Source organism: Ruegeria sp. CF5, assembly GCF_056537325.1.
In genome coordinates this window covers 187,016-213,807 of sequence record NZ_JBQFRI010000005.1, presented here as the reverse complement: position 1 = coordinate 213,807, position 26,792 = coordinate 187,016, and the positions used below count along the sequence as shown (strand labels likewise).

24 protein-coding genes are annotated in these 26,792 nt (G+C 57.6%); 16 read left to right on the top strand and 8 right to left on the bottom strand.

The features are described 5' to 3' along the window. The first annotated feature begins 31 nt into the window (after window positions 1-31). From ACR0NW_RS14070 to dxs, 7 genes are all read left to right on the top strand, one after another. On the top strand, window positions 32-544 hold the full coding sequence (locus ACR0NW_RS14070; protein ID WP_170653649.1) for a MarR family winged helix-turn-helix transcriptional regulator: 513 nt from the start codon (window positions 32-34) through the stop codon (window positions 542-544). Continuing rightward, on the top strand, window positions 541-1,242 hold the full coding sequence (locus ACR0NW_RS14065) for a response regulator (RefSeq protein WP_170653651.1): 702 nt from the start codon (window positions 541-543) through the stop codon (window positions 1,240-1,242). The genes ACR0NW_RS14070 and ACR0NW_RS14065 overlap by 4 nt, the downstream gene beginning before the upstream one ends. Before the next feature lie 74 nt (window positions 1,243-1,316). Then, complete coding sequence (locus tag ACR0NW_RS14060; RefSeq protein ID WP_480450823.1) at window positions 1,317-2,090, top strand: delta-class carbonic anhydrase; 774 nt, start codon at window positions 1,317-1,319, stop codon at window positions 2,088-2,090. A 40-nt stretch (window positions 2,091-2,130) separates the two neighbouring features. Further along, the gene (locus ACR0NW_RS14055) at window positions 2,131-3,057 is read left to right on the top strand and encodes a histone deacetylase family protein (RefSeq protein ID WP_480450821.1); all 927 of its coding nucleotides are present in this window, start codon (window positions 2,131-2,133) and stop codon (window positions 3,055-3,057) included. Further along, window positions 3,054-3,296, top strand: a complete 243-nt coding sequence (locus tag ACR0NW_RS14050) for an exodeoxyribonuclease VII small subunit (RefSeq protein ID WP_170653656.1) — start codon at window positions 3,054-3,056, stop codon at window positions 3,294-3,296. The genes ACR0NW_RS14055 and ACR0NW_RS14050 overlap by 4 nt, the downstream gene beginning before the upstream one ends. Next, a complete protein-coding gene (locus ACR0NW_RS14045) occupies window positions 3,296-4,162 on the top strand; it encodes a polyprenyl synthetase family protein (RefSeq protein WP_480450819.1) in 867 nt (288 codons plus the stop codon). The genes ACR0NW_RS14050 and ACR0NW_RS14045 overlap by 1 nt, the downstream gene beginning before the upstream one ends. 22 nt (window positions 4,163-4,184) lie before the next feature. Further along, window positions 4,185-6,116: a 1-deoxy-D-xylulose-5-phosphate synthase gene (gene dxs / locus ACR0NW_RS14040; RefSeq protein ID WP_480450817.1), complete on the top strand. Its 1,932-nt coding sequence runs from the start codon at window positions 4,185-4,187 to the stop codon at window positions 6,114-6,116. A 359-nt stretch (window positions 6,117-6,475) separates the two neighbouring features. Here dxs and ACR0NW_RS14035 read toward each other — a convergent pair whose 3' ends face one another. Continuing rightward, on the bottom strand, window positions 6,476-7,342 hold the full coding sequence (locus ACR0NW_RS14035) for an SDR family oxidoreductase (protein WP_480450815.1): 867 nt from the start codon (window positions 7,340-7,342) through the stop codon (window positions 6,476-6,478). Window positions 7,343-7,430: 88 nt separating this feature from the next. Here ACR0NW_RS14035 and ACR0NW_RS14030 point away from each other — a divergent pair, with 88 nt between their 5' ends. Next, a complete protein-coding gene (locus ACR0NW_RS14030) occupies window positions 7,431-8,063 on the top strand; it encodes a class I SAM-dependent DNA methyltransferase (RefSeq protein ID WP_480450813.1) in 633 nt (210 codons plus the stop codon). A gap of 6 nt (window positions 8,064-8,069) precedes the next feature. Here the strand turns inward: ACR0NW_RS14030 and ACR0NW_RS14025 are convergent, their stop codons facing one another. Genes ACR0NW_RS14025 through ACR0NW_RS14015 form a run of 3 tightly spaced genes read right to left on the bottom strand, consistent with a single transcriptional unit; the run spans window position 8,070 to window position 12,051 of the window. Further along, window positions 8,070-8,849, bottom strand: a complete 780-nt coding sequence (locus ACR0NW_RS14025; protein ID WP_170653666.1) for a carnitinyl-CoA dehydratase — start codon at window positions 8,847-8,849, stop codon at window positions 8,070-8,072. Beyond that, window positions 8,846-10,894, bottom strand: a complete 2,049-nt coding sequence (locus ACR0NW_RS14020) for an acetate--CoA ligase family protein (protein WP_480450812.1) — start codon at window positions 10,892-10,894, stop codon at window positions 8,846-8,848. Before ACR0NW_RS14020 ends, ACR0NW_RS14025 begins: the two co-directional genes overlap by 4 nt. Further along, window positions 10,891-12,051 (bottom strand): acyl-CoA dehydrogenase family protein, encoded by a 1,161-nt coding sequence (locus ACR0NW_RS14015; protein ID WP_170653668.1) that lies wholly within the window; start codon window positions 12,049-12,051, stop codon window positions 10,891-10,893. The genes ACR0NW_RS14020 and ACR0NW_RS14015 overlap by 4 nt, the downstream gene beginning before the upstream one ends. A gap of 77 nt (window positions 12,052-12,128) precedes the next feature. On the opposite strand from ACR0NW_RS14015, the gene ACR0NW_RS14010 reads away from it, so the two are divergent. Then, window positions 12,129-13,088: a GlxA family transcriptional regulator gene (locus ACR0NW_RS14010; RefSeq protein ID WP_480450810.1), complete on the top strand. Its 960-nt coding sequence runs from the start codon at window positions 12,129-12,131 to the stop codon at window positions 13,086-13,088. A 466-nt stretch (window positions 13,089-13,554) separates the two neighbouring features. On the opposite strand, the gene ACR0NW_RS14005 is transcribed toward ACR0NW_RS14010, so the two are convergent. Then, window positions 13,555-15,132, bottom strand: a complete 1,578-nt coding sequence (locus ACR0NW_RS14005) for a DUF5928 domain-containing protein (protein WP_480450808.1) — start codon at window positions 15,130-15,132, stop codon at window positions 13,555-13,557. Between the two features lie 144 nt (window positions 15,133-15,276). Between ACR0NW_RS14005 and ACR0NW_RS14000 the strand changes: the two genes are divergently transcribed. Further along, the gene (locus ACR0NW_RS14000) at window positions 15,277-16,095 is read left to right on the top strand and encodes a sulfotransferase family protein (protein ID WP_480450806.1); all 819 of its coding nucleotides are present in this window, start codon (window positions 15,277-15,279) and stop codon (window positions 16,093-16,095) included. 98 nt (window positions 16,096-16,193) lie between these two features. Here the strand turns inward: ACR0NW_RS14000 and ilvD are convergent, their stop codons facing one another. Further along, window positions 16,194-18,026, bottom strand: coding sequence for a dihydroxy-acid dehydratase (gene ilvD / locus ACR0NW_RS13995; RefSeq protein ID WP_480450805.1), 1,833 nt, complete (start codon window positions 18,024-18,026; stop codon window positions 16,194-16,196). Between the two features lie 105 nt (window positions 18,027-18,131). On the opposite strand from ilvD, the gene ACR0NW_RS13990 reads away from it, so the two are divergent. The 5 genes from ACR0NW_RS13990 (at window position 18,132) to ACR0NW_RS13970 (ending at window position 22,381) form a co-directional block, all read left to right on the top strand. After that, window positions 18,132-18,689: a helix-turn-helix domain-containing protein gene (locus tag ACR0NW_RS13990; protein WP_480450803.1), complete on the top strand. Its 558-nt coding sequence runs from the start codon at window positions 18,132-18,134 to the stop codon at window positions 18,687-18,689. A gap of 39 nt (window positions 18,690-18,728) precedes the next feature. Then, complete coding sequence (locus ACR0NW_RS13985; RefSeq protein ID WP_480450802.1) at window positions 18,729-19,004, top strand: CBU_0592 family membrane protein; 276 nt, start codon at window positions 18,729-18,731, stop codon at window positions 19,002-19,004. A 123-nt stretch (window positions 19,005-19,127) separates the two neighbouring features. After that, window positions 19,128-20,273 (top strand): Hint domain-containing protein, encoded by a 1,146-nt coding sequence (locus ACR0NW_RS13980; RefSeq protein ID WP_480450800.1) that lies wholly within the window; start codon window positions 19,128-19,130, stop codon window positions 20,271-20,273. Window positions 20,274-20,342: 69 nt separating this feature from the next. After that, entirely contained in the window at window positions 20,343-21,197 is an 855-nt protein-coding gene (gene sseA, locus ACR0NW_RS13975) for a 3-mercaptopyruvate sulfurtransferase (protein ID WP_480450799.1), read from the top strand. Next, window positions 21,197-22,381 carry an amino acid aminotransferase gene (locus ACR0NW_RS13970; RefSeq protein WP_480450798.1) on the top strand — a complete coding sequence of 395 codons (1,185 nt, stop codon included), beginning with the start codon at window positions 21,197-21,199 and terminating at the stop codon, window positions 22,379-22,381. The genes sseA and ACR0NW_RS13970 overlap by 1 nt, the downstream gene beginning before the upstream one ends. A 128-nt stretch (window positions 22,382-22,509) precedes the next feature. Here the strand turns inward: ACR0NW_RS13970 and ACR0NW_RS13965 are convergent, their stop codons facing one another. Beyond that, on the bottom strand, window positions 22,510-23,823 hold the full coding sequence (locus ACR0NW_RS13965; protein ID WP_170653686.1) for an ammonium transporter: 1,314 nt from the start codon (window positions 23,821-23,823) through the stop codon (window positions 22,510-22,512). A gap of 34 nt (window positions 23,824-23,857) precedes the next feature. Beyond that, window positions 23,858-24,196 (bottom strand): P-II family nitrogen regulator, encoded by a 339-nt coding sequence (locus ACR0NW_RS13960; RefSeq protein WP_170653688.1) that lies wholly within the window; start codon window positions 24,194-24,196, stop codon window positions 23,858-23,860. A gap of 258 nt (window positions 24,197-24,454) precedes the next feature. Here ACR0NW_RS13960 and ACR0NW_RS13955 point away from each other — a divergent pair, with 258 nt between their 5' ends. Then, a complete protein-coding gene (locus tag ACR0NW_RS13955; protein WP_480450796.1) occupies window positions 24,455-26,647 on the top strand; it encodes a transglycosylase domain-containing protein in 2,193 nt (730 codons plus the stop codon). The last annotated feature ends 145 nt before the right edge of the window (window positions 26,648-26,792 follow it).

Below are 26,792 nucleotides of genomic sequence, written 5' to 3'. Positions count from 1 at the left end.
ACTCGGATAGAGCTAAGAAAAGAGGCCCGATATGTCCGAAACCCGCCCCGCCCCTGTCTTTGGTGGCGAAAGCCTGTTGTTTCTGACAGACGAGCAATTGCGGCAGGGAATCGAGGCGATGTTCTTTGCCTATCGCGGATTTACGGCGGATCCGGATCGAATCCTGACCCAGATGGCCTATGGTCGTGCCCATCACCGGGCCATCCATTTCATCAACCGGGCGCCGGGAACCACCGTCAACAATCTATTGGCCATCCTTGGTGTTACCAAACAGTCTCTGAACAGGGTTCTGAGGACTTTGATCGAAGATGGTCTTGTCGAAAGCCGTGTGGGCAAAGTGGATAAACGTGAACGGCATCTGTTTTTGACTGAGGCCGGTAAGGCACTGGAAACCCGCCTGTCCGACGCCCAGCGCGCCCGGATGCGTGCCGCCTACAAAGATGCAGGTCCCGAAGCCGTGGCAGGGTTTCGTAAAGTACTTGAAGCGATGATGGATGCTGATATGCGTCGCGCCTATACCAAATTGCGGGAAACAACTTCATGAGCGAAATGGACGCCCACCTGCTGATCGTTGACGATGACGAACGGATTCGCGATCTGCTCAGGAAGTTTCTGATGCGGAACGGCTTTCTGGTGACGGCCGCACGAGACGCCGCGCATGCGCGCCGGGTTTTGTCGGGACTGGATTTTGACCTGATCGTGCTGGATGTGATGATGCCCGGAGAGGATGGCGTCAGCCTGACGCGGGCGCTGCGTGAAACGCACAACACGCCGATCCTGCTGTTGACGGCGCGGGGGGAAACCGAACACCGGATTGCCGGGCTTGAGGCCGGAGCGGACGATTATCTGGCCAAACCTTTCGAACCCAAAGAATTGCTGCTGCGGATCAATGCGATCCTGCGGCGTATGCCGGAAACACCGGCACAGGACAGCGTTTCCAAGATCCTGCATCTTGGGCCTATTCGATATGACATCGAACGCGGCGAGATGTGGCAGGGCGAAAACCCGGTGCGCCTGACGGCGACGGAAAGCCAGCTCATGAAGATATTTTCTGCACAGCCTGGTGAGCCGATCAGCAGGGCAAAACTGGTCGAGGACCTTGGGCGTGACCGGGGACAGGCGCAGGAGCGCGCCGTCGACGTTCAGATCACTCGTCTGCGCCGAAAGATAGAACAAGACCCCAAGCGGCCACGTTATTTGCAGACGGTTCGCGGCGCGGGCTACATGCTGGCACCGGACTGACGTTACGCTTTTTGTGAGTAGTACTCTGGCTCATGATACACTGCGCGCGATTTTAATCGAGTGGAGTGATTATTATGCGTTTCCTCACATTATTTATTGCAATGCTTCCAATGTCTGCGATGGCCCAGGAGTTATGCCGGAATTACGGACCTCAGTCCCCTCGGGACATCTCCAACGATGCGGGCACGAACCCCATCAGTTTTCCGGTCGCAACAGATGCCAGACGGATGAACCTGTGCGACATTCATTCGCATACGCTGGCCGAACACAAGGGGCCGGGCTTCTCGGTGCTGGCGGCTGACGACGGGATGGTGGGGTATAGATGCAATCAAACGGATAAGCTTAGCGAAGCGGAACTCACCCAGCCCGATGGCACCGTAAGCTATGGCGGAGCAAAACCGGGCGACACGATCGAAGTGCATTGGGTGTTTACCACATGCGATGTGGCCCCCGGGCCTACACTGAACTCCTGCTTTAGCGACAGTTGTGCCAACCCTGCACTACGTGTTGAAAGTCAGGTATTTTTGGTCGTCAATGATGATAAAGCGGCTGATTTCGCAGTGTTTGCCTATGACGGCAACATTGCCAACGGCTTTCACCAACCCATGGCCTTGCCGTCAGCTGGCGATGCTGCCGTGATGTACAGGGGCTCGACAACGGGTCCGGACTTTACCCAGAAAATCTGCTCTCCGATGCAGGTGACGTGGAACGTGCGGCCGGATTGCAAGAAAGTCTCGTATAGCTCTCTTCAAGATTGGGCGGCGAAAGGAAATGCGTTCGAAGAGGTTCAGAGCCATGGTGTCCGGCAGTTGGTAACGGCACCGGAATTGTTGTCGCAAATAGATTGACTATTTACCTTCGCGTCCTCGCGTTGATAGCCTGCGCGCCATGACAACCGCCCTGATTACCCATGCCGATTGCCTCGGCCACGTTACCCCGCAGGGCCACCCGGAAAGGGTGGCGCGTCTGGAACATATTCTTCATGCGCTCGAAGCGCTGGAACTCAGGCGCGTGACCGCTCCGCTTGCCGCCGACGACGACCTGCGCCGGGTCCACCCGGACAGTTACATACGCGATATTCGTGCCGCGCGCCCGGACAGCGGATTTACCCAGATTGACGGTGATACGTTCATGTCGCCCGGATCGGTGGATGCGGCCTATCGCGCAGCCGGGGCGGTGGTGCGGGCCGTCGACATGGTTTTGGGCGGCGAGGTGCCAAATGCCTTTTGTGCCGTTCGTCCGCCGGGTCATCACGCCGAATCCGAAACAGCCATGGGTTTTTGCCTGTTCGGCAACGCGGCGCTGGCGGCTAATCACGCGTTGGACCACCACGGGTTGTCGCGCGTTGCTGTTGTGGATTTCGACGTTCACCACGGAAACGGAACTCAGGATTTACTGTGGGACGAGGCGCGCGCGCTGGTGGTAACCAGCCAGCAAATGCCGCTGTGGCCCGGTTCGGGTCGCCCGGATGAAACGGGTGTACACGACACGATCCTGAACATCCCGCTTGCCCCCGGCTCGGGCGGGGCTGAGATGCGTGCGGCCTATGAGGGCCAGGTATTTCCGCGCCTGCGCGCATTCAAGCCAGAGCTGATTATCATTTCCGCCGGGTTTGACGCGCATCAGGACGACCCGTTGGCCAATCTGAACTGGTCCACCGGTGATTTTGCATGGGTTACCGCCGAATTGTGCGGGATCGCCAAAGAGGTTTGTCAGGGTCGTATCGTCTCGACTTTGGAAGGCGGGTATGATCTGAACGCGCTTGCCGACGCGACACGCGCGCATGTGGAAGAACTGATAAAGGCTGCACAATGACCGAGACACCCGTTGACCAGATGACTTTTGAACAGGCGATGAAAGAGCTTGAGACCGTTGTCGGACAGCTGGAACGTGGCGACGTGGCGCTGGACCAGTCGATTGCGCTGTACGAACGGGGCGCAAAACTCAAGGCGCGTTGCGAGGCCGAGCTGAAACGGGCCGAAGAAAAAGTGGCTGCCATCACGCTGGATGCTGGTGGTCAGCCAACCGGGACCACACCTGTCGAAGGGCTCTGATGTTTCGCGAACAATTGGTGGGGGATGCCGAACGCATTCAGAAGCAGTTCGATCTGGTTCTGGGTTCGCTTGACGATCTGGAGATCACGCAGGCGATGGCCTATGCCACCCGGGGCGGCAAGCGACTGCGCGGGTTTCTTGTGCTGGAAAGCGCGCGTCTGCACAATATTGACGAAGCGCAGGCAATCTGGCCCGCCACCGCAATCGAAGCGTTGCATGCCTATTCTCTGGTACATGACGATCTGCCCTGCATGGATGACGATGATCTGAGACGGGGCAGGCCGACCGTGCATGTTAAATGGAATGACGGCACCGCGGTACTTGCCGGTGATGCACTGCAAACTCTGGCCTTTGAACTGTGCACCCGACCCGAGGCGGGAACTGCCGAAGTTCGCGCGGAATTGGCCCTAACATTGGCGAAAGCCAGCGGCGCCCAGGGCATGGTGCTGGGACAGGCGCTTGATATCGCCGCCGAAACCGCGTCTGAACCGCTGACGCTGGAACAGATAACCAGGCTACAGGCAGGCAAAACCGGTGCCCTGATCGAATGGTCGGCCTGCGCAGGTGCCCGCTTGGCCCAGGCAGACGGTACCCCGTTGCGCCAATATGCCCGGGCGCTTGGCCTTGCTTTTCAGATTGCTGATGACATTTTGGATGTCGAAGGTGATGCCGAAAAGGCCGGAAAGCGTCTGCAAAAGGATGCGCAGGCGGGCAAAGCGACGTTCGTCTCGCTTCTGGGGCTGGATGCGGCCAGATCGCGTGCCGCGGAATTGGTGGAAGCCGCCTGTGCGGCGTTGGATGGCTACGGTTCAAGGGCTGAAACCTTGAAGGATGCCGCACGCTTCGTTATTGCCCGGGACAGCTAAGCCGCAAGGGATGCGCCAAAACATGACGTCTGACCGCCCGAATACACCGTTGCTGGATCTCGTGAACCGCCCGGCGGACCTGAAGCAGTTCTCGGATGCACAACTGACCCAGCTTGCGCAGGAGCTGCGGTCCGAGACGATCTCGGCCGTTTCCGTGACAGGCGGGCATTTGGGCGCGGGTCTGGGCGTTGTTGAACTGACGGTCGCCTTGCACGCGGTCTTTGACACGCCGCGGGACAAGGTCATCTGGGACGTAGGCCACCAGTGCTATCCGCACAAAATCCTTACCGAACGGCGCGAGCGCATTCGCACTCTGCGACAAAAGGACGGGCTGAGCGGCTTTACCAAGCGCAGCGAAAGCCCCTATGACCCGTTCGGCGCAGCGCATAGCTCAACCTCGATCAGCGCCGCGCTGGGCTTTGCCGTAGCCCGTGATCTGGGCGGCAATATCCCCGAAGGTCTGGGCGATGCGATCGCCGTGATCGGAGATGGCTCCATGTCGGCAGGCATGGCCTTCGAGGCAATGAACAATGCAGGCCACCTGAACAAACGCCTGATCGTCATCCTGAATGACAACGAAATGAGCATCGCACCCCCCGTGGGGGCATTGTCGAACTATCTTTCCCGGCTTTATGCGGAAGAGCCGTTTCAGGACCTGAAGGCCGCCGCCAAGGGTGCCGTTTCGCTGTTGCCCGAACCGTTCCGCGAGGGGGCGAAGCGAGCCAAGGAGATGCTCAAAGGCATGGCCATGGGCGGAACGCTGTTCGAAGAGCTTGGGTTTTCCTATCTCGGTCCTATCGACGGGCACGACATGGATCAGTTGCTGCCGGTGCTGCGCACGGTCAAAGCGCGTGCGAATGGCCCCATCCTGATCCATGTTCTGACCAAAAAAGGCAAAGGCTATGCCCCCGCCGAACAGGCGCGCGACAAAGGACACGCAACCGCAAAATTCGATGTGGTAACAGGCGAACAGAAAAAGGCGCCCTCGAACGCACCTTCTTATACGTCTGTCTTTGGCAAAACTCTGGTTGAGGAAGCTGCACGGGACGACAAGATCGTCGCCGTCACCGCCGCCATGCCCGATGGAACGGGTCTGAACTTGTTTGCCGAACGGTACCCGTCGCGCTGTTTCGATGTGGCAATCGCGGAGCAGCACGGGGTGACCTTTTCGGCCGCGCTGGCCGCCGGGGGCATGAAACCGTTCTGCGCCATGTATTCGACGTTTCTGCAACGCGGATACGATCAGGTCGTGCATGACGTGGCAATCCAGCGTCTGCCGGTGCGTTTTGCCATAGACCGCGCAGGTCTGGTGGGCGCGGATGGCGCAACCCACGCCGGTTCATTTGACGTTGCCTATCTGTCGAACTTGCCCGGTATGGTCGTCATGGCCGCTGCGGATGAGGCCGAACTGGTGCACATGATCGCCACGGCGGCGGCCCATGACGATGGACCCATCGCCTTCCGCTATCCGCGCGGTGAGGGCGTGGGCGTCGATCTGCCAGAGCGCGGCGAGGTGCTGGAGGTCGGCAAGGGACGGATGATACAGGAAGGTTCACGCGTTGCACTGCTGTCCTTCGGCACACGTCTGGCCGAAGTTCAGAAGGCCGCCGAATCCCTTTCTGCCAAAGGTATCACCCCCACTATTGCCGACGCACGCTTTGCCAAGCCGCTGGACCGGGATCTGATCCTGGATCTTGCGTCAAACCACGACGTTCTGATCACCATCGAAGAAGGTGCGATTGGCGGCTTTGGCAGCCATGTTGCCCAACTTCTGGCCGAGGAAGGCGTCTTTGACACCGGACTGAAATATCGTTCGATGGTCCTGCCGGATATCTTTATCGATCAGGCCAATCCGGCGGATATGTACGCCGTTGCCGGAATGAATGCAGAGCAGATAGAAGCCAAGGTTCTGGACGTTCTGGGCATCGCAACGATCGGAGAGAAGCGGGCCTAAAAATAGCGGGTGCAAGGCCGGAAATTTTTAGTACGAGAAGCCGGTCGCTTTATCAAGCCAGCGATAAAGCCCCGAAAAACGGCTCTGATTCAGAGCACGAACCAACCTGGCTATTTCATCGTTACCAAGTATGTAAACCGGTAGGCGTTCCGGATGAGCGACTGCCAGATTCAATAGTGCCGCCCTCATCCCAAAAACTGCTGGGCCTAACACGATGTCGAACCTTTGCAATGCAGACAGGGATTTCCAGATTTGCTCGGCGGTTCCCGGAAACTGTTGCTGAAGGCGGGCATGCAGTCGCCCCAACGTGCGAAAGTTCCAAATAACATAAACCAGATGCGCCCAACCCATTCCGACGCCTACGAATTTTGCGGGTCAGCACCTTGGGCTTTTAACAGCGCCTCTAACCCAACCCGGTAATTTGGATAGATCAGCTTTACCCCCAACTCATTCTTGATCCGGTCATTCCGAACCCGCTTGTTTTCCTCGTAAAAACTGCGCGCCATCGGCGTCATCTCGGCTTCGTCGAACGGTACAGCGGGAGGAAGGGGCAGGCCCTGCAGTTCCGCCGCATAACCGATCACGTCCTGCGGCGGCACCGGTTCATCATCGCAGACATTGTAGATCGCTCCCGGATTTGGCTGCGCCATCGAAGCCATAAGGACCTGTGCAATGTCCTCAACGTGGATGCGCGAAAACACCTGCCCCGGCTTGATGATCCGCCGCAAACCGCCGCGTTTGAGCTTGGAAAATGGGCCACGGCCCGGCCCGTATATCCCGGCCAGCCGAAAGATGTGCAGGGGAAGGCCGGGTATCGCCGCCCATTGCTCTTCGGCGCTGACACGCCACCGGCCACGTTTTGCCGTAGGCGCGGGTGCGGTGCCCTCATCCACCCATCCCCCCTTGTGGTCCCCGTAGACGGCGGTTGTGGACAGGTATCCAACCCATGAAAACTGGGCTGCGCGGTCTGCAATCTCATCGCCCAATTCACTGAGAACGGGGTCGCCATCTGCATCCGGCGCTGTCGAGATGAGCAAATGGGTAACACCATCGAAAGAAGGCGATTCACCGGGCCAGACAACCGGTTGTGCGCCCGAGCCACGGATTTCGCCGTCCTGCTCTGGATTGCGCGTCGTGCCGATAATTTGCCAGCCCAGGGGCTTCAGCTGCCGGGACAGCGCCCGGGCCGAGTATCCGTGTCCGAAAGAAAGTAACGTACCAGTCATGCCACCTAGATGATCCGGCTGCAAAAAGGATGCAAGCGCCGGATGGACGCACTTGATTCGAATCTCCTGTTGCGCCTTTCATTAAGTCATGACCGATAAAAAACCGAACCTGCACGCCGCTTACGCACTGGAAACCCCCGAAGATCACAAACTGCTCTATGCAGAATGGGCTGGAGACTATGATGATAGTTTTGCGGCGCTCGAAGATTATCAGCTGCATATCCACACTGCCCGCGCTTTCGTTGGTGCGGGGGGGCAGGGGCCGGTGCTGGATGTTGGTGCGGGCACAGGCCTTTGCGGTGCCATTCTGGCCGGGTTGGGCGTGGGGCCTATCGATGCCACGGATATCAGCGCCGAAATGCTGGATCAGGCGATGCGCAAGGACATTTACCGCGATGCGATCGAGGCTGATCTAAACCAGGGTATTCCGGTTCCGCGCGACAGCTATTCCGGCATCGTCTCTTCTGGTACCTTCACTCACGGCCACCTCGGGCCCGAGGCCCTGCCGGCGCTGCTGCGTATTGCCCGACCCGGTGCGCAATTTGCCCTGTCGATCAATGCAAAACACTTTGAGACAATGGGATTTGCCGACGCCCTGAGTAAAATGGAGCAAGGCCAGATTGATAACCTGACCTTGCCCGAAGTCCGTATCTATGGCGACCTCGCGGCCGGTCCCAACAAAGACGACACGGCGTTCATCGCATTGTTCGACAAGGCCTGAGAGGCGTTATCGCCCTTTCCACACGGGATCGCGCTTTTCGGCAAAGGCCAGTGCACCTTCCTTGTTATCGTCGGAGCCATAAAGAACGTCCACGGTACGCAACTGGCGTTTGGTGATCTTGTTCATGACATCCTGGAACTTGGAGTCTTCGGCCTCGCGCACGACCTCCTTGATCGCAGCGTAAACAAGTGGCGGACCACTCGCCAAAAGGCGGGCCAGTTCCCAGGCCCGGTCGAGAAGCTGATCGGCAGGAACAATTTCGTTTATCAGACCCCATCTGTGCGCCTCTTCGGCGTCAAACCAGCGCCCGGTCAACAGCAATTCCATGGCGATGTGATACGGGATGCGTTTTGGCAGCTTCACACTGGCCGCATCTGCGACAGTACCTGACCGGATCTCGGGCAGGGCAAAGGTCGCATGGTCTGCCGCCAAGATCATGTCCGCGCTGAGGGCAAGCTCCAGACCACCACCACATGCAATTCCGTTCACCGCCGCGATAACGGGTTTGTTCATGTCCCGTAATTCCTGCAGTCCTCCGAATCCGCCAACGCCATAGTCACCGTCCACCGCATCGCCATCTGCCGCCGCCTTCAGATCCCACCCCGGGCAAAAGAACTTTTCTCCGCCAGCAGTCAAGATCGCAACCCTCAGATCGGGATCATCGCGGAAATCGCGAAAGACCTCACCCATCACGCGGCTGGTCGCCAGATCAATCGCGTTTGCCTTAGGACGATCCAGAGTGACTTCCAGAATGGCGCCATCGCGCCTCGTTTTTACCGGGTTCATGAACTGGCCTTTCGGATCAGGGCATCTACTGCCACCGCAGTTTCGGCGGTGCAAATGAGCGGGTTGATTTCAACTTCACTGACAGTTGCCGCATTGGCAACCACGTATCTTTGAACGGCTTCGACAGCATCCAGAACCGCGTCCATGTTCGCAGCGGGATTTCCGCGATACCCTCGCAAAAGGGGCGCACAGGCCAGCTTTCCAAGTGCTGCTTTTACGGCATCCCGGCTCGAAGGGATCAGAACTGAAACGGAATCGCGCAGAATCTCGGTCAACACCCCGCCGGCGCCAAGTGTAAGGACGTAGCCATGCGCAGGGTCGCGTGTGACACCGATCAGCAATTCTGCCACGCCACCGGTCACCATTTCTTCGATAAGGACCTCGCTGGTTCCGATTTCTTCGGTTACGGAAGTCAGATCTTCGGTATTGACGCCAAGCCTTACCGCACCGTGTTCGGTCTTATGGGCCAGCCCAACCCCTTTGACGGCAAAAGGCGGTCGCATCTGACAGACGGCATGGTCAACTTCTCCTGCCGTCGCCAAAACACGCCGAGGAGTGTTTACACCAAATTCGGCCAAGGCGTCCTTGGCCTCTGCTTCGGTCAGAACCAGATCTGCTGCACCACTGGTTGGCAACAACACAGGTTCTGCGGCTTCGGGTTGCGCGCGAGATGCGGCTTCAGCAGCCGAAAGCGCCTCGTGCAATCCCGCGAATGGAACTACGCCCCCGCTCATTAATTGATGCGCCACATCCTCGGGCATCAGTTCCGGCAGACCGGCAGCAACGGCAAAGGGTCTGCCGGTTTCGCGGGCGCAGTTCAACGCTGCCTCGGTAGCGCACTTCCAATCCGTTACATCTGTATGCGGATAGTCCACAATCGTCATGGTTAGAGCCACATCCGGTCCCGCCATGGCAGACCAGGCTCGGGTCATTGCCTGAGTATCCCGCCAAATATACGTGTGATAGTCCAGCGGATTGGCCAACGCCACCATTGGGCCAAGCGCCTGACCCAATGCTTCACGCCGGGTTTTCGTCAGCGGTGGAAATACAAGATTTCGGCCTTCGGCCATGTCGGCGATCAGGCTGGCCTCACCCCCGGAACAGCTGATTGAGGCAATGGCATTGCTTTCCAGCCGCCCTGTTACGTGCAGAAGCTTGAGCGTCTCAAGAAAACTCGGGATGTCCGAGAGCCGCGCAATCCCCAACCGATCCAGAAACGCCTGCGCGCCCGCATCACTTCCGGCAAGCGAAGCGGTGTGTGAAATCGTTGCGGCCTGCGCATGGGCCGACCGTCCCACCTTGAGCGCGACGATAGGAACACCCTTGGCCCGGGCGCGTTCAGCTAAAGCCTCCCATTTTCTCAGGTCACCAAAGCCTTCGATGTGAACGCCGATCGCAGTGATACGGTCGTCCTCCAGCAATGCCGAAGCAATGTCGGCCTGATGTGTCTGGGCTTGATTGCCGCAGGTCAACATAAACGCCAAAGGCAAGGCACGACTTTGCATTGTCATGTTGATGGCAATGTTGGAGCTCTGCGTCAGGATCGCCACACCCTGATTTACCGGCTTCATCCCGTGCTGGTCCGGCCAGATTGCCACCCGCTCTAGCGCATTTACGAAGCCGTAACAGTTCGGGCCAAGGATGGGCATATCGCCAGCAGCAGCGACCAACCGGGTTTGCAAATCAGCCGCCCCTGCATCTTCGGCAATAGCCTCGGTGAAACCCGAGGCAAAACAGACAGCGCCGCCTGCTCCCTTGAGGGACAGGGCCGCAACAGCTTCGATTGAAGCTTGTCGGTTGATGCCAACGAAGGCCACGTCCGGCGCACCGGGCAGGTCTTCGATAGTTGCAAAGGCCTGCTCACCCAGAATCTCACCAGACCTTGGGTGCACAGGCCAAATCTCACCCTCAAACCCGATTTTGCGCGCCTGTCGGATGACTTCCTTGCACCATGCACCGCCGCCAATAACAGCAAGTGTCGCAGGTGCCAGAACTCTGGTTAGGCGAGACATCGAGCGCCAGCGTGATTTTTCTACTTCTATCATGCACCCAGCGCCCGCAATAAGTCGCGGCTGATAATGTGGCGTTGAATTTCGCTGGTTCCGTCCCAGATCCGTTCAACCCGCGCGTCGCGCCAGAAGCGTTCAAGCGGATAATCGTCCATCAGGCCCATTCCACCATGTACCTGAATCGCAGCGTCGGTCACCCGGGCCAGCATTTCCGATGCATAGAGCTTGGCAGAGGCGATTTCCCGGTTCGCTGGCAAGCCCTTGTCCAAGCGGTCCGCTGCCGCAAGCGTCAACAGGTCTGCTGCATCGATTTCTGTGATCATGTCGGCAATCTGAAAGCTCACGCCCTGGAATTTGCCGATTTTCTGGCCGAATTGCTCGCGTGTCGCCGCATAATCCAGTGCAAAGTCAAAGGCCCGACGTGCACGTCCAACACTCATTGCCGCGACCGTGATCCGGGTCGCGTAAAGCCACGTGTTCATGACATCGAAGCCGCCATCGACCTCACCCAACACCTGAGCATCGGGAAGCCTGCAATCGTCGAATTCAAGCACCATGTTCTTGTAGCCGCGATGGCTGACGGATTTGTAGCCATCCCGAATTGTGAAGCCGGGTGTACCGCGATCCACCAGAAATGCTGTAATTCGTTTCTTTGGACCCTTAGGCGTCTGATCTTCACCTGTTGCAATAAACACGATGATGAAGTCGGCATGTTCGGCGCCCGAGATGAAATGTTTGGTGCCGTTTACGACCCAGTCACCGCCATCGCGCACCGCTGAACATTTCATTCCACGCACATCCGAACCCGCGCCCGGCTCGGTCATTGCAAGGGCGTCCATCTTCTCGCCCCGCACTGCGGGCATCAGGTATTTTTCGATCTGATCGCCTTCACAGGCCATCAGGATGTTCTGCGGTCGGCCAAAGAAATGGTTCAATGCCATCGAGCCGCGCCCAAGTTCACGTTCGACCAGAGCGAATTCCAGATGATTCAGCCCGGCGCCCCCAACGCTTTCGGGGAAGTTGCAGGCGTAGAATCCCAACTCCAACGTCTTGCGTTTGATGTCGTCGGCAATCTCTTTCGGAACTTCTCCGCTCCGTTCCACGAGGTCTTCATGGGGATAAATCTCGTTCTCCACAAAGCTGCGGACGGTTGAGACAATCATCTCCTGCTCTTCGGACAGGCCATACTGCATTGCTGATCTCCAGATTTGGATTTGGAGTCAGCTTGAAGGGACTTGCCTGACGTATCATGCAGGAATAGACATCTTTCATGCCAGATTGGAAAAAACCTGCCACCGCAGCGCAGAACTTTGGTGTTCTTCTGTTTGACGGATTTTCGAACCACTGCCTTGCGAACACAGTTGAACCCTTGCGGGCGGCGAATACGCTATCGGGTCGCCTTTTGTTTGAATGGCGTTTTCTGTCGCTGGGGCCGGGGCCGGTTACGTCTTCATCCGGTCTGCAGGTTGCTCCACATGCTACTTTGTCCGACGCAGCCGGGGATATGCTGGTGGTCATGCCGTCCTACGGGTTTCAGGCGCATGGGGGATGGCGAACCCAAGCCAGCCTGCGTTCTGCGGACGCTCGATTTCAGGTTCTGTGCGGCATGGATACCGGAAGCTGGCTGTTGGCCGAAGCTGGATTGCTCGACGGGTATCGGGCCACAATCCATTGGGAGGAACTAACGGCCTTTTCCGAGCGGTTCCCCGAGGTTGAAAGCAGCAGGGAGCGCTATGTCATTGATGAAAACCGCATCACATGTTCAGGAGCAATGGCGGCTTTTGACCTGATCATGCACCTGATCGGGCGGGATCAGGGACAGGCGCTGGCGTTGGAGGTCGCGCAACTGTTCATGACGCGCGAGTCGGCTCGCTCTCACTTTGGGGGGGCCGGATCGACCAGTATTTCGGTCAACAAGGCACTGGCACTGATGCAGGAACATGTAGAGGATCCCATCTCAATTCCTGAAATCGCACGGCGGACTGGCAGATCGCTGAAGGTACTTGAAACGCGCATGCAAGCCGAACTTGGTGCGAACCCGGCCCAGGTCTATCGCCGCCTGCGCCTGAATCTGGCGCGAAAGCTTGTTGTTGAAACGGACCTTTCGGTTGGCGAGATCGCCTTACGATCAGGCTATGGTAACCCGAGTGCAATGACACGTGCATTTCGCGCTGAGTTTGGCGCATCTCCGCGAGCGATGAGGGCTGGCCTTGATAAGGTTAGAGACTGATTGGGGTGTTTTCCCGAAAAACGACCTTGTTCTCCGGCATGTAGTTGAATTCTGTGACATCGTACTTGGCACTCTCAAAACCGGCACCGAACGGCAAATTCGGCACAGAAGTCAGACACACTTGCCAGTCTGATTAGGCCAAAACGCGCCGCTATCACAGGTTGATTGCATTCCGTTCAATCAACTGGTTTCCGCGGTGGCGACAGTCAATTTCAAAGAAAAGCTTGGACACATTTTCGCCATAATGACAGACTGACAGTGAGGGTGGCACGTCTTTATTTTATCACGTTAGTATTCCTCAGGGGGGTAAGAGTTCGGCGTGCCACCCCACGAAAATCCCAACTTCAACTGATAGTGTCGCAGAAGGTTCTGCCCTGGTGTTTCGTGGTTCCAGGAATTCAGGTTCGTGTCCGGATGGCAGTACAGTCCTGAACCACGGTTTGACATCGGGCTGGACGGTTTGCGTTCAGTCGGTGAACAGATAATCCAACTGCATGATCTTTCTGCTCTGATCTTCCGAGAGGGACAGAAACTCAGCAATATTATGTGCGTTCTCATCCATGGAAGACGTCTCGGCAATCCGCCAGAGCTGGTCGATACCCGCATCGCGGATACAATCAGATTCGTAAGCAAGGTCATTGCGGATTGTCGGCAGCAAGTGTTTCATGGTTGCTTCCGGAGTGTGGGGTGCCGCCAACCCGACACGATGGGCATGCCCAATCAGATAGTCGTCGGAATACTGGCATCTGATTTCCATGACATGCGTCTTTGCCTGATCGGCACAAAAATCCTGGATCAGATCCAGATTTGCGGGATCGACACATATGATCAGCCTGTCGGTATCGAATTGTTCGAACAACATTCCAACAACGGCGCGGCGATGCCGGTTGCGTTTCTGTAGCGTGGTCTGAATGCCCCCAAGATCAGGAAGCCATGTGTCCTCTTCGTTGAACAGATACTGGACGCTTTTGATATCCGTTTCATCGCTGATCCGTTGCACAAGCCGCTTTGCGACGTGCCACTTTTTGCAAACAACCAGAAACAGCTGGCGTTCGGGTCCTGTGGTGCTGCCCACCTCCCAGAACCGGCGTCCGAACCGGCGTCCGACCCTGCCGCGACCTGCCAGAAAGCTGTACAGGTTCCGGCCCTCGTTAGAGATGCGGAATTCCACGCCACTGCTGGCGTAAAGATTTCCCAGACGCTCTTTCAGTTCTGTCGCTTCCGGGCTGATTTTACGGGCGAACAGATAGTCTTGGGCCAAAAGCATGTCATAGTGATCATTGCAGAATGTGACTGGCATGCCATAGTCCGAGAAGATCAGGAATGTGGGCGTCCGGTTCTCGATCTCTTCCTTGGGAACGAAGTGGCGCACGAGCGTTTGAAAGAACGTCTCGTCCGGAATCCACGTCGTCGAAAAGAACCTCTTTACGTCCCGACGCTTGCGCAGAAACTCAAGTATCATTTCGATGGTCCGACGGCGCAGGCACCACCATTGGCTACCGATCATGATCTGCATGTCATGCGGAACTTCGCGGGTCAGCCCGAATTTCTTTTGCAGTTCGTAAGATGTGTAAAATCGCCGGGCTTGCGTTCTTTCGTTGAAATAGTGGCGATAGATCAGCCGGTCTTCCTTCATTCCGGTCTTGATCCAGTCGCTTTCGAAAAAGTCGTGACTTTCGATGAAATCAGCGTCGTTTTCATCCAGAAAGCGATGGGTATATTCCGCCGTCTTGATCGCCATGCAGTCGCCAGACAGCATGTAGAAATGGGTGGCGCGCGGGAACGCCTCAACCGCGGCTTCTATTGCGTGTAACGTGGCCTGAACCAGTGACCACGCCCCCCAGCCGCATTTGATGCGTTTGCGTGCGAATGTGACATTTGGGTTGTCTTTCAGCGCATTGCGAATGCGGTTGTAATCAACCGCGCTGGCACGGGCATCGAAATGGATCGCCATGCAGTCGCCAGCTGCTGTCAACTGTTCGGCCTGTGCGATGATTGCATCAGGACCTTTGTGGCACAGCAAAATATACGCAATTCTTGCCATTATAGGTACGATTTTTCCGGTTTCCGCCTGGTTTCACCCCTGATACTGAGGATGAGCGATTGAATAAACAGAATATTTTTGGTTCTTTGAACCCAAAAGCTGGCCGATCAGTTTGAGACTCGGTGGGCGAAGGAGGGGTGGCATATGGGATTTCCAGGCACGTGGATGACGGAAAGCGAAAGCGTGGTTTACCGCGTCGTGCCGAAATGCGCATGTTCAACCATCGGCCAGATCATGTATTTTTCGGATCACGGGCAGTTCTTTGACGGCGATATTCACGATGCCAAAGACGGCATGCATAAATGGGCCTTCGATCAGAGCCAGGGGCCGATTTCCAACAATGTCCGTGCGCATCGTTCTTATGCGTTCACCTGTGTTCGCAACCCGTATACGCGTATCCTAAGCTCATTCTTTGACAAGATTTGCGGTATCCAGCGCAACGGCCGTCGCTATCGCGGAAATCTTGTACCGTCGCTGGTCTACAACTACGGGATCGAGGTCGGCGGCGATGACGGGCAGGGTGATTTTGACCAGATCAAGAGTTTCCGGCGCTTTCTGCTGTTTGCCCGTGACACGATCCGCTGGCGTCGCCCGATGGACCCGGACATTCACTGGTCGGCCATGTCGGGGCATGTATCAACCTTTATCGTCAATGGCGGTCGGTATGACCAAATTTTCTGGACCGAAAAGTTCAATGACGGAATGCAGGGCGTCCTGAACCATATTGAAACACCCAACTTGATAAATCTGTCTGAAATTCCGCGGTTCAACGAGTCCGAGGGGCACGGCCCGAAGCGTGCGCATCCGGTAGAGGATTACTTTGACGATCTGTCGATGCATCTAGTCTATGAAATCTACAAAAGCGATTTCGAGCTGTTCAAATACGATTTTGAAAACCCGGCCAACAAGATGCCGACAGGTGAGATCGACTTGGACGAAATTCACGCAAAATTGGGTGACTGAAGCGGTAAGTTCCGCATCCGTCACCAATGCCTGTGACGAGACATCTCTTCCGATTGGGCCCGGCACCGCAGAATGCGCGGTGCCGGGCCCAGGCTTGATCAGACCTGTCGAACGGCCCCTTTCGCCGCACTGGTTGTCAGCTTGGCATAGGCCTTGAGCGCAGTAGACACCTTGCGTTTGCGTGGCTCTGCGGGCACCCATCCCTTTTCGTCCTGTTCTTCGCGCCGCGCCGCCAGTTCCTCGTCCGACACAGCCAGATGGATGGTGCGGTTGGGGATATCGATCTCGATCTTGTCACCCTGTTGCACCAAACCGATCTCACCGCCCTCGGCCGCCTCAGGTGAGACATGGCCGATCGAGAGCCCGGAGGTGCCGCCCGAAAACCGTCCGTCTGTCAGCAGGGCGCAGGCTTTGCCCAGGCCTTTGGATTTCAGATAGGAGGTCGGATACAGCATTTCCTGCATGCCCGGCCCGCCGCGGGGACCTTCGTAGCGGATTACGACCACATCACCTGCCTCGACCTTGCCGGTCAGGATGTCGTTGACCGCCTGATCCTGACTTTCGCAGACATAGGCGGTGCCGGTGAAGGTCAGGCTGTTCGGGTCGACGCCTGCGGTTTTCACGATGCACCCTTCGCGGGCTATGTTACCGAACAGCACTGCCAGTCCGCCATCCTGACTGAACGCGTGCTCTTTGTTCCGGATAACGCCGTTTTCGCGGTCGGTGTCCAGTTCCTTGTATCGGTTTGACTGGCTGAACGCCTGCGTGGTGCGAACGCCGCCCGGTGCGGCTTTGAAAAGTTCCTGCGCCTTGGGGTTGTTGGCGATCTTGATATCCCAGTTTGCAATCGCCTCAGCCATCGTCGCCGAATGCACCGTGCTGCAATCTTCGTGCAGCAGCCCCGCCCGGCTCAGTTCGCCCAGAATCGAGAAGATGCCGCCCGCGCGGTGGACGTCTTCCATGTGGACATTCTCAGTATTTGGCGCGACCTTGCACAGACACGGCACCTTGCGGCTCAGGTGATCCATATCGCTCATGTTGAAATGAACCTCGCCTTCATGCGCGATGGCCAGCAGGTGCAGCACGGTGTTGGTCGAGCCACCCATGGCGATATCAAGGCTCATGGCGTTTTCAAACGCTTCGAAGGTTGCGATCTCGCGCGGCAGGAAGCCTTTTTCGTCCAGCTCATAGTGGCGTTTGGTGATCTCGACGATGCGGCGTCCAGCTTCAAGGAACAGGTCCTTGCGGTCGGCATGAGTGGCCAGCGTCGAGCCATTGCCCGGCAGTGCCAGACCCAGTGCCTCGGCCAGACAGTTCATCGAGTTGGCGGTAAACATGCCCGAGCACGACCCGCAAGTCGGGCAGGCGTTTTCCTCGATATGCTTAACCTGCTCATCAGTGTAATGATCATCGGCGGCAGCGACCATCGCATCGACAAGGTCGATCTTCTTGACGTCCAGATCGGCGATGTCGATCTTGCCTGCCTCCATCGGCCCGCCTGAGACAAAGATGGCAGGGATGTTCAGGCGCATCGCCGCCATCAGCATTCCGGGTGTGATCTTGTCACAGTTCGAGATACAGACCATGGCATCCGCGCAATGGGCGTTGACCATGTATTCGACGGAATCCGCAATCACCTCGCGCGAAGGCAGTGAATACAGCATACCATCATGACCCATGGCGATACCGTCATCCACCGCAATGGTGTTGAATTCTTTGGCGACACCGCCTGCGGCCTCGACCTCGCGGGCGACCATCTGGCCCAGATCCTTCAGGTGTACGTGGCCCGGAACGAACTGCGTGAACGAGTTGACGATTGCGATGATCGGCTTGCCAAAATCGCTCTCGGTCATGCCGGTGGCGCGCCACAGCCCGCGGGCACCGGCCATGTTGCGGCCGTGTGTGGAAGTTCTGGATCGGTACATTGGCATGATGCTGTTTCCCTTTTGCCCGCCCTGCGATAGGGGTTGCGTATGTTATAGCGCACGCTACCCTATGTGCGTTATAACGTACAAGCGATATTGCAGGGCATGAGCATGGATTCGGACGATATTACCCTCAGACTACGCGATGTGCGCGCCGCAGCGGGTCTGAGCCTGTCGAAAGTGGCTGAAATGACCGGGGTCAGCAAGGCGATGCTGGGCCAGATCGAGCGCGGCGAATCAAGCCCGACCATCGCCACGCTGTGGAAGATCGCCAAGGGTTTCCAATTACCGCTGAGCGCGCTGATCGGTTCCGCCGAACTGCGTGACCCGGCAGATACCGGTGTGTTCCGCACCGTGACCTTTCCCGGCAGTATCAAGGTAAAGATCGTTTTCCCTTTCGACCCAACCCTTGGGGCCGAGACGTTTCACGTTGATTTGACAGCGGACCAGTGTCACGAGTCCCCCGCCCATGCAGCCGGCGTGACCGAAGAGGTTTTTGTACTGGATGGCACGCTGGATGTGCTGCGTGATGGAGAGTGGATTACGCTGCAGGCCGGGCAGGGGTTGCGTTTTGCCGCCGATCTGCCACATGGCTACCGCGCTGGCGGGGCAGGCGCAGCATTTCTCAACATGCATCACTATGCGCAGCAGGGCGCGGCGATCGTCTGATGCCATCAGTATTGGAACATCGCTTTTCGGAGGCAGAACATGACGGCATTTTTTGACACCCTGACGCTGGCGGATGCTGTCGGTTCATTTGGGGCACTTATGGTGGTTGCGGCGTATTTCGCCACTCAGATGCGCTGGGTGAATTCCGAAGATCTGGCTTTTCCGGTGGTCAACATGCTGGGGTCGGTCCTGATCGTCTATTCACTTTTACAGAACTTCAATCTCGCCTCGATGCTGATCGAGAGTTTCTGGATTGCGATCAGTCTGGTTGGCATCGTTCAACATATACGCCTGCGCCGGGGTGGTTTGCGTTAGGAAACGAAACGCAATATTCATACCCTTCGGATTTAGTTTAGAGAGCATGTGGCGTTCCGTGGCTGGTGATAGCGCAAGCGAGCCCTAGCGTTAGATTCAGACAAGGCGGCCGGGTACCGGAACATGGCATTCATCTCGGAAATCGATTTTCGCGGCGGCGGTGGCGCACCAAACGGCGAAACCATCGAAATCATTCTTGGCCCCGGAGACAACCCAGCCGATTTTGTCGTCAGTGCCTATCGTAACGACGGAACCCTGCACACCTCTGCCGGTATTCCGGGGGGCGAGGTTACGCTGTCCAGCCTGACCGGCACACCTGATCCGGATAATCCCGGATTCACCGTCTATGTCATTCCACTGGGTCTGAGAAACGGACCCAGCAATGCGAACGAGGCCAGCGGCGTTGCGTTGACCGATACATCATCGGGCAATGTCATCTCGTTTTTCAGCTCTGACAGGCAGGGCGCGATCACTGCAACAGAAGGTGCAGCCAATGGTGTAGCGTCGGACCCATTTCTGGACCATCGTGCGCTTTCACCGGGTGAAAGCTATCAATGGGACATCTTCGGCAATCAGACGATCGGGCCCGCAACGCCCGGGGATGCCGTATTGTGCCTGACAGCTGGAAGCGCGGTTCGCACGTCCAAAGGTCCGGTTTGCCCAACACAACTTGCGGCGGGCGATCTGGTCTGGACACTGGACCACGGCTATCAGCCGCTTCGTTGGGTGGGCCTGAGACGGGTAACAGCTCAGGAGCTCAGCAATCAGCCCCTGCAGCGCCCGGTTCGCTTGGGGCAGGGTGCACTGTCAGAGGGCGTGCCCAGAACAGACCTGCATCTTTCGCCGCAGCACAGGGTTCTGATCCGATCCGCAGTAGCGCAACGCATGTTTGGCAGCGAAGAAGTTCTTGCTGCGGCGAAAAAGCTGGATGCCATTGACGGTATCACTGCAGCGAAGTGCCCAGATGGCGTAATCTATGTCCACCTGCTGTTCGACCGGCATGAAATCATCGATGTCAATGGCGCGCTGGTTGAAAGCCTGCTGATTGCGGATCAGTCCACCGCCGGGCTGCTTGATGGATCGCTTTGGAGTCTGGCCGGAAATCTGCCGTCGGTTTCGATGGCCGCAACCCCGTGTCGCCAGATTGCGCAGGGGCGCCGCTTGCGGCACCTTCTGGAACGAATGCAAAAGAACGGCAAGGACCTGCAACCTGCTGCCGTCTCTTACACGTCGCGGCAGCGTGTTGGGCGCGGCAATAGCGGCCTGTGAATATCCTGTATCTTGCGTCACATTTCCCGGCAGTATAGGGACACCAATGTGTGCGTAGGGGAGGCTTTGATGCAGGACGATCCGAAAACCCTTGTTTCCACTGAATGGCTTGCCGCTCATATCAAGGACCCGGACCTGAGGGTTCTGGATGGGTCGTGGTATCTGCCGCAGCAAGAGCGCGACGCCAGGGCCGAGTACGAGGCCGCACATATCCCCGGCGCACGTTTCTTTGATATCGACGAGATTTCCGATCACCGCTCGGACCTGCCGCACATGGCACCGCCAGTGGAAAAGTTTATGTCCCGTCTGCGCGCAATGGGCGTCGGCGATGGCCATCAGGTCGTGGTGTACGATGGCGCCGGGCTGATGTCGGCCGCGCGGGTCTGGTGGCTGTTTCGCCTTATGGGGCAAGAGAATGTGGCCGTTCTGGACGGTGGGCTGCCCAAATGGCAGGCTGAAGAGCGTGAAATCGAAGATCTGCCGCCGGTCATTCGCGACCGCCACATGACCGTGCGGGTTCAGAACCATCTTGTGCGCGACGTCACGCAGGTGTCTGCCGCCGCCAAGCTGGCCGATCATGAAATTATCGACGCCCGTTCGGCGGGTCGGTTCGCTGGTAGCGAAGCCGAACCGCGCGAAGGCCTGCGCTCGGGCCATATTCCGGGTTCGCGGAACGTGCCCTTTGGTGCATTGCTGAACAAAGATGGCACGATGAAATCGCCCGAGGAATGCCGCGCAGTGTTCGAGGCGGCGGGCGTTGACCTGTCCAAACCTGCGATCACCTCGTGTGGTTCCGGCGTGACCGCCGCGATCCTCAGCCTTGCACTTGAGCGTTTGGGCAAGAAAGATCATTCACTTTACGACGGCTCCTGGGCTGAATGGGGTGCCTTCCCAACCCTGCCCGTCGCAACCGGAGAAACCTGATGTTCGAAAACCTGAAGGCGCAGCCAGCCGACAATATTCTGGCGCTTATGCAGATGTACCGAGACGACCCGCGCGATCAAAAGATTGATCTGGGTGTGGGCGTCTACAAGAATGCCGAAGGGGTGACCCCTGTCATGCGTGCGGTCAAGGCGGCCGAGAAACGCATTCTGGAGGAACAGGAAAGCAAGGCCTATACCGGGCTTGCAGGTGATCCGGCCTTTGCCGATGCGATGATTGGGCTGATTCTGGGTAACGCAGTGCCGCGCGAAAACATTGCGGCCGTAGCAACACCTGGTGGCACAGGGGCATGTCGTCAGGCCTTTGAGCTTATTCGCATGGCGAATCCGAAGGCCCGTGTTTTCGTGTCAAACCCGACCTGGCCGAACCATTTGTCGATCCTGAACTATCTGGGGATTGAAACGGTTCAGTATCGGTATTTCGACAGCGAGACCCGCGGTGTCGATTTTGCTGGTATGATCGAGGATCTGAAAGCCGCCGAAGCCGGAGATGTCGTCCTGCTGCATGGCTGTTGTCATAACCCAACTGGCGCGAACCTTAATCTGGTGCAATGGCAAGAGGTCGTGGCCCTGATCAACGAGCGCGATCTGGTTGCCATGATCGATATTGCATATCAGGGCTTTGGTGACGGTCTGGAAGAGGACGCGCAGGCGACCCGACTGGTTGCATCGTCGGTCAAGCATTGTGTCATCGCGGCGTCGTGCTCCAAGAATTTTGGTGTTTACCGTGAGCGGACTGGTTTGTTGATGGTCGTCAGCAATGGCGGGGCAGATACCGGGCTGAACCAAAGCAATCTGGCGTTTCTGAACCGCCAGAACTATTCGTTCCCCCCCGATCACGGTGCGCGGGTTGTCACGACAATTCTTAACGATCCCGAACTGCGGGCAGATTGGGAGGCAGAGCTGGAGGAGGTCCGCCTTTCGATGCTGGAGCTGCGTCAGCAACTGGCTGACGAACTGCAGCGCCTGAGCGGATCGGACCGTTTCGGTTTCATCGCGGAGCACCGGGGCATGTTCTCGCGTTTGGGCGCGTCGCCCGAACTGGTCGAGAAGCTGCGCAATGATTACGGCATTTACATGGTCGGCGACAGCCGCCTGAACATTGCCGGATTGAATGAGACGACTGTGCCGATTCTGGCCAAGGCGATTATTGACGCCGGCGTCTGAGCCAGCCATCTGCGAATGACAAAAGCCGCGCAGCACAGCGCGGCTTTTTTGTGACCCTTTCCAAAAGAACCTGCCCAGAAGAAAAAGCCGGGCGCGAACGCCCGGCCTTCGAGTGGTTAACTCAGGACTTAGCCCTTGGAGAACTCGGGGTAGGCTTCCATACCCAGTTCTGCCATGTCGAGGCCGTTGATTTCGTCCTCTTCGCTAACACGGATGCCTAAGGTGGCTTTCAGGATGATCCACAGAACCAGAGCGCCGACAAAGGTGAAGACACCGTATGCGATGATGCCGGTCAGCTGTGTGATCAGGTTTGCTTCGCCGTAGAAGATCACGGCGATGGTGCCCCAGATGCCCGCGAACAGGTGAACCGGGATCGCACCAACAACGTCGTCGATCTTGAACTTGTCCAGCATCGGAACCGCGAAGACCACGATGATACCGCCCACAGCACCGATCCACAGCGCACCGAACAGGGTTGGTGCGAGAGGTTCGGCAGTGATCGAAACCAGACCGGCCAGCGCGCCGTTCAGGACCATGGTAAGGTCAGGCTTCTTGTACAGAAGTTGGGTCAGGATCAGGGCTGCGACGGCACCCGAAGCTGCGGCCATGTTGGTGTTGGCAAAGATGCGCGAGACGTCCGATACATCACCCACGGTGCCCATCGCCAGTTGCGAGCCACCGTTGAAGCCGAACCAGCCCAGCCACAGGATGAACGTACCCAGAGTTGCCAGTGCCAGGTTCGAACCGGGCATTGGGTGTACTTTGCCCTCTTTGGTGTACTTGCCGATACGCGGGCCAAGGACGATGACGCCTGCCAGAGCAGCCCAGCCACCGACCGAGTGTACAACGGTCGAACCGGCGAAGTCGGAAAAGCCCATGCCGTCCAGCCAGCCGCCGCCCCATTTCCACGAACCCGAAATCGGATACATGATACCGGTCAGGACGACGACGAAGATCAGGAAGGGCCACAGTTTGATACGTTCGGCCACGGCACCGGACACGATGGACGCGGTTGCCGCCACAAAGACCAGCTGGAAGAAGAAGTCCGAACCGATCGACGCGTAATCCAGCGCGGCGTCTGCGGGCGCAACACCCACTGCATCAAGCACGGTCGGGCCACCAATGGCAAAGATACCATTGAAGTCGCCCGGATACATCGTGTTGAAGCCAACCAGCCAGTACATGATTGCGGCAATGGAAAACAGCGCTACGTTCTTGATCATCTGCATGGCGACGTTCTTAGAGCGCACCAAGCCGCCTTCCAGCATGGCAAAGCCTGCCGCCATGAAGAAGACGAGGAAACCCGCCATCAGGAACAGCAGCGTGGTAAAGATATACTGGGTGTGCAATGCGGCTTCGCCAGCGGCGGCCTCTTGTGCAAGACCCATCTGCGGCAGCGCAATAATCGCGGCAGCAGGGATGAGAGATTTCTTCAGGTTCATTGTCAGTCCTCGAATGATAGTGAATGGGGGCGCCTTACAGCGCCTCTTCGTTCGTTTCCCCGGTCCGCACGCGCAGGGCCTGCTCGACATCGAGGACGAAAACCTTGCCGTCGCCGATCTTGCCGGTTTTGGCGGTTTTGGTGATGGTTTCGACGATCTGGTCGGTCATCGCGGCGGGCACGACGATTTCCAGCTTGATCTTGGGCACGAAATTCACGGCGTATTCAGCACCCCGGTAAATTTCTGTGTGGCCCGACTGTGAGCCGAAGCCCTTAATTTCGGTCACCATCATGCCGCGCACGCCTGCTTCGGTCAGCGCTTCGCGTACCTCTTCCAGCTTGAATGGTTTGATTGTCGCAATAATCAGCTTCACGTCTTTCCCCTCTGCTTTCCGGGCAGGCCGGTTCTTTTGCACCTGCAGAAAAAAGCGCGGCTGGCGCGTCAAAGAAACGGGTTGGAGAGAGTCACGCAGGGGAAAATCCCACTAGTTTGCACAATTTTTGCACAAATAGGCGGTATTGCCTAAAATTGAGGCAAAGAAATGAGGGGAAATACCGGAATTTCACACCTCAACATGTACGGCGTGCCGGGGTATGGTGCGCCAAAAGCAAAGAACGGGCAGAGTTTGAGCATGGCTGAGTCCAAACGCCGCAAGCCGCGACTGGTCGCGGAGAAAAGATACCCGTCGGCGGGCGGAAAGAAGACGTCTGCCAAACGCAGCAGCAAACCTGCGGGAAAGAAGGCGGCGCCCAAAAAGTCCGCGACTACCCGGAAAGCGGCCCGCAAAACCACCCGTCGTAAATCTGGTGGCGGAGGCATCGGAGGATTCTTCCGCCGCATTTTCCGTTGGATATTCCGCCTGATCTGGGGGCTGACATGGCGCATCGGCGCCATAGCGGCGCTGTTGCTCGCTCTGGCTGTGGGGTTGGTTTATACGACACTACCCGAGGCCGACACCTTGCTGGACGGTCGCGCGCGCGGCTCGGTGACATTGCTTGATCGGGAAGGGAACGTTTTTGCCTGGCGTGGTGATCAGTTTGGCGGTGTCATCACGGCGGATACTGTTTCGAAACACCTGAAGAATGCGGTGATCGCGACCGAGGATAAGCGGTTCTACCGTCATTTCGGCGTAAGCCCCCGCGGTGTCGCCAGCGCCGTCCGCATCAACCTGAGCGAGGGGCGCGGCCCGCTGTCCGGCCATGGCGGTTCGACCATTACGCAGCAAACCGCAAAATTGCTGTGTCTGGGCGTTCCCTACGTTCCCAGTGAATGGGAATCCGAGGCGGCATACGAATCCGACTGTCGACAGGGATCGCTGTGGCGCAAGGCCAAGGAAGCGGTCTATGCGATGGCGATGGATGTCAAGTATGACAAGGATCAGATCCTGACGATCTATATGAACCGTGCGTTCCTTGGTGCTGGTGCGCGTGGATTCGAAGCTGCCAGTCAGCGTTATTTCGGCAAGTCAGCTGCCGAGGTGAACCCTTCGGAGGCGGCGATGCTAGCGGGGCTTTTGGTGGCCCCCTCGCGTTATGCGCCCACCAATAACCTGCAACGATCTCAGGACCGGGCGAATCTTGTTATCGGTTTGATGGAAGCTCAGGGCTATTTGTCCACAGCGCAGGCCAGTACTGCGCGCAGCAATCCTGCCGAATTGTCCGAGGCGGCTGCTGCACGGGCGGGAGGGTATTTTGCCGATTGGGTCATGGCCAGCGGGCCCGAGTTCTTTACGCGCAACACGACCGAAGATGTGGTTATCCGGACAACTCTGGATCAACAGATGCAGCAGGCGGCCGAAGAGGCCCTGCAATTCGTGTTTCAGGAAAAGGTCAGTCCGGGCTCCAAGGCGCAGGCGGCCATCGTGGTGATGTCCGCGGATGGCGCCGTTCGTGCCATGGTTGGCGGGCGGAAGACCCGAGTGTCAGGTGCGTTCAACCGGGCAACGCAGGCTTTGCGGCAGACCGGGTCCGCCTTCAAGCCATTTGTATATGCCACAGCGTTGGAGCTTGGATATTCACCGCTCGATACGGTGGTGGATGAGCCTTACTGCATCAACATCCCCGGTTCGGGTCAGTGGTGCCCCAAGAACTATACCAACAAGTACTATGGCCGCGTTACACTGGCCGACGCATTGAAAAACTCGCTGAACATACCGGCAGTGAAAGTGGCCGAGAAGGCAGGGCTCGACAATGTACGCACCGTTGCCAGCGAATTTGGCATCGACAGCGATCTGGCGGCCGGTCCGGCCCTGGCGCTGGGCGCGTCCGAAAGCACGCTGATCGAAATGACAGGCGCCTATGCGGGTATTCTCAACGGCGGGTCGTCGGTGGAACCCTATGGGTTGACCGAACTCAAGCTGTTGGGGGACGTGGACCCGGTTATGGTGACAACCTCGGGCATTGGTGAGCGTGTCATTCGCGAGGACGCCGCAAGGCAGCTGACCTGGATGATGGAGCGTGTCGTGTCGCAGGGGACAGGCAGCCGTGCGGCGTTGCCCGGCTGGCAGGTGGCGGGTAAGACCGGCACAACGCAGGCGGCACGTGATGCGTGGTTCATCGGTTTTACCGCCGATTACGTTGCCGGTGTCTGGATGGGATATGATGACAACACGCCACTATCCGGTGTGACCGGCGGTGGTCTGCCCGCCGAGATCTGGCGCGAGACCATGATCCGCATCACCGAAGGCATGACGCCAACCCCGTTGCCTGCGCAGGCACCCGAACCCCCGGTAAAGACGGCACAGCCGCGCCAGCAGAAGAAAGGCGGCGGTGGGTTTGGCAGGGCCGTGGACAACCTGTTGCGGGACATCTTCGGTCGCAACTGAACGTATTGATTTGCTGTAAAACAACACGGTCGGGTTTGTTTTGACCCGACGTAAGTGAATCGTGGATACGTCATCCGAAGAATGTTATGAATGTCAGAATATATTGATTTGGCGCAGTTCATGGCCCTTTGGCCGGATTCCGATT

Excerpts from the sequence above, each read along its gene's own strand:
- ACR0NW_RS14070 (WP_170653649.1), top strand. The coding sequence starts at position 32 with ATGTCCGAAACCCGCCCCGCCCCTGTCTTTGGTGGCGAAAGCCTGTTG.
- ACR0NW_RS14065 (WP_170653651.1), top strand. The coding sequence starts at position 541 with ATGAGCGAAATGGACGCCCACCTGCTGATCGTTGACGATGACGAACGG.
- ACR0NW_RS14060 (WP_480450823.1), top strand. The coding sequence starts at position 1,317 with ATGCGTTTCCTCACATTATTTATTGCAATGCTTCCAATGTCTGCGATG.
- ACR0NW_RS14055 (WP_480450821.1), top strand. The coding sequence starts at position 2,131 with ATGACAACCGCCCTGATTACCCATGCCGATTGCCTCGGCCACGTTACC.
- ACR0NW_RS14050 (WP_170653656.1), top strand. The coding sequence starts at position 3,054 with ATGACCGAGACACCCGTTGACCAGATGACTTTTGAACAGGCGATGAAA.
- ACR0NW_RS14045 (WP_480450819.1), top strand. The coding sequence starts at position 3,296 with ATGTTTCGCGAACAATTGGTGGGGGATGCCGAACGCATTCAGAAGCAG.
- dxs (WP_480450817.1), top strand. The coding sequence starts at position 4,185 with ATGACGTCTGACCGCCCGAATACACCGTTGCTGGATCTCGTGAACCGC.
- ACR0NW_RS14035 (WP_480450815.1), bottom strand. The coding sequence starts at position 7,342 with ATGACTGGTACGTTACTTTCTTTCGGACACGGATACTCGGCCCGGGCG.
- ACR0NW_RS14030 (WP_480450813.1), top strand. The coding sequence starts at position 7,431 with ATGACCGATAAAAAACCGAACCTGCACGCCGCTTACGCACTGGAAACC.
- ACR0NW_RS14025 (WP_170653666.1), bottom strand. The coding sequence starts at position 8,849 with ATGAACCCGGTAAAAACGAGGCGCGATGGCGCCATTCTGGAAGTCACT.
- ACR0NW_RS14020 (WP_480450812.1), bottom strand. The coding sequence starts at position 10,894 with ATGATAGAAGTAGAAAAATCACGCTGGCGCTCGATGTCTCGCCTAACC.
- ACR0NW_RS14015 (WP_170653668.1), bottom strand. The coding sequence starts at position 12,051 with ATGCAGTATGGCCTGTCCGAAGAGCAGGAGATGATTGTCTCAACCGTC.
- ACR0NW_RS14010 (WP_480450810.1), top strand. The coding sequence starts at position 12,129 with ATGCCAGATTGGAAAAAACCTGCCACCGCAGCGCAGAACTTTGGTGTT.
- ACR0NW_RS14005 (WP_480450808.1), bottom strand. The coding sequence starts at position 15,132 with ATGGCAAGAATTGCGTATATTTTGCTGTGCCACAAAGGTCCTGATGCA.
- ACR0NW_RS14000 (WP_480450806.1), top strand. The coding sequence starts at position 15,277 with ATGGGATTTCCAGGCACGTGGATGACGGAAAGCGAAAGCGTGGTTTAC.
- ilvD (WP_480450805.1), bottom strand. The coding sequence starts at position 18,026 with ATGCCAATGTACCGATCCAGAACTTCCACACACGGCCGCAACATGGCC.
- ACR0NW_RS13990 (WP_480450803.1), top strand. The coding sequence starts at position 18,132 with ATGGATTCGGACGATATTACCCTCAGACTACGCGATGTGCGCGCCGCA.
- ACR0NW_RS13985 (WP_480450802.1), top strand. The coding sequence starts at position 18,729 with ATGACGGCATTTTTTGACACCCTGACGCTGGCGGATGCTGTCGGTTCA.
- ACR0NW_RS13980 (WP_480450800.1), top strand. The coding sequence starts at position 19,128 with ATGGCATTCATCTCGGAAATCGATTTTCGCGGCGGCGGTGGCGCACCA.
- sseA (WP_480450799.1), top strand. The coding sequence starts at position 20,343 with ATGCAGGACGATCCGAAAACCCTTGTTTCCACTGAATGGCTTGCCGCT.
- ACR0NW_RS13970 (WP_480450798.1), top strand. The coding sequence starts at position 21,197 with ATGTTCGAAAACCTGAAGGCGCAGCCAGCCGACAATATTCTGGCGCTT.
- ACR0NW_RS13965 (WP_170653686.1), bottom strand. The coding sequence starts at position 23,823 with ATGAACCTGAAGAAATCTCTCATCCCTGCTGCCGCGATTATTGCGCTG.
- ACR0NW_RS13955 (WP_480450796.1), top strand. The coding sequence starts at position 24,455 with ATGGCTGAGTCCAAACGCCGCAAGCCGCGACTGGTCGCGGAGAAAAGA.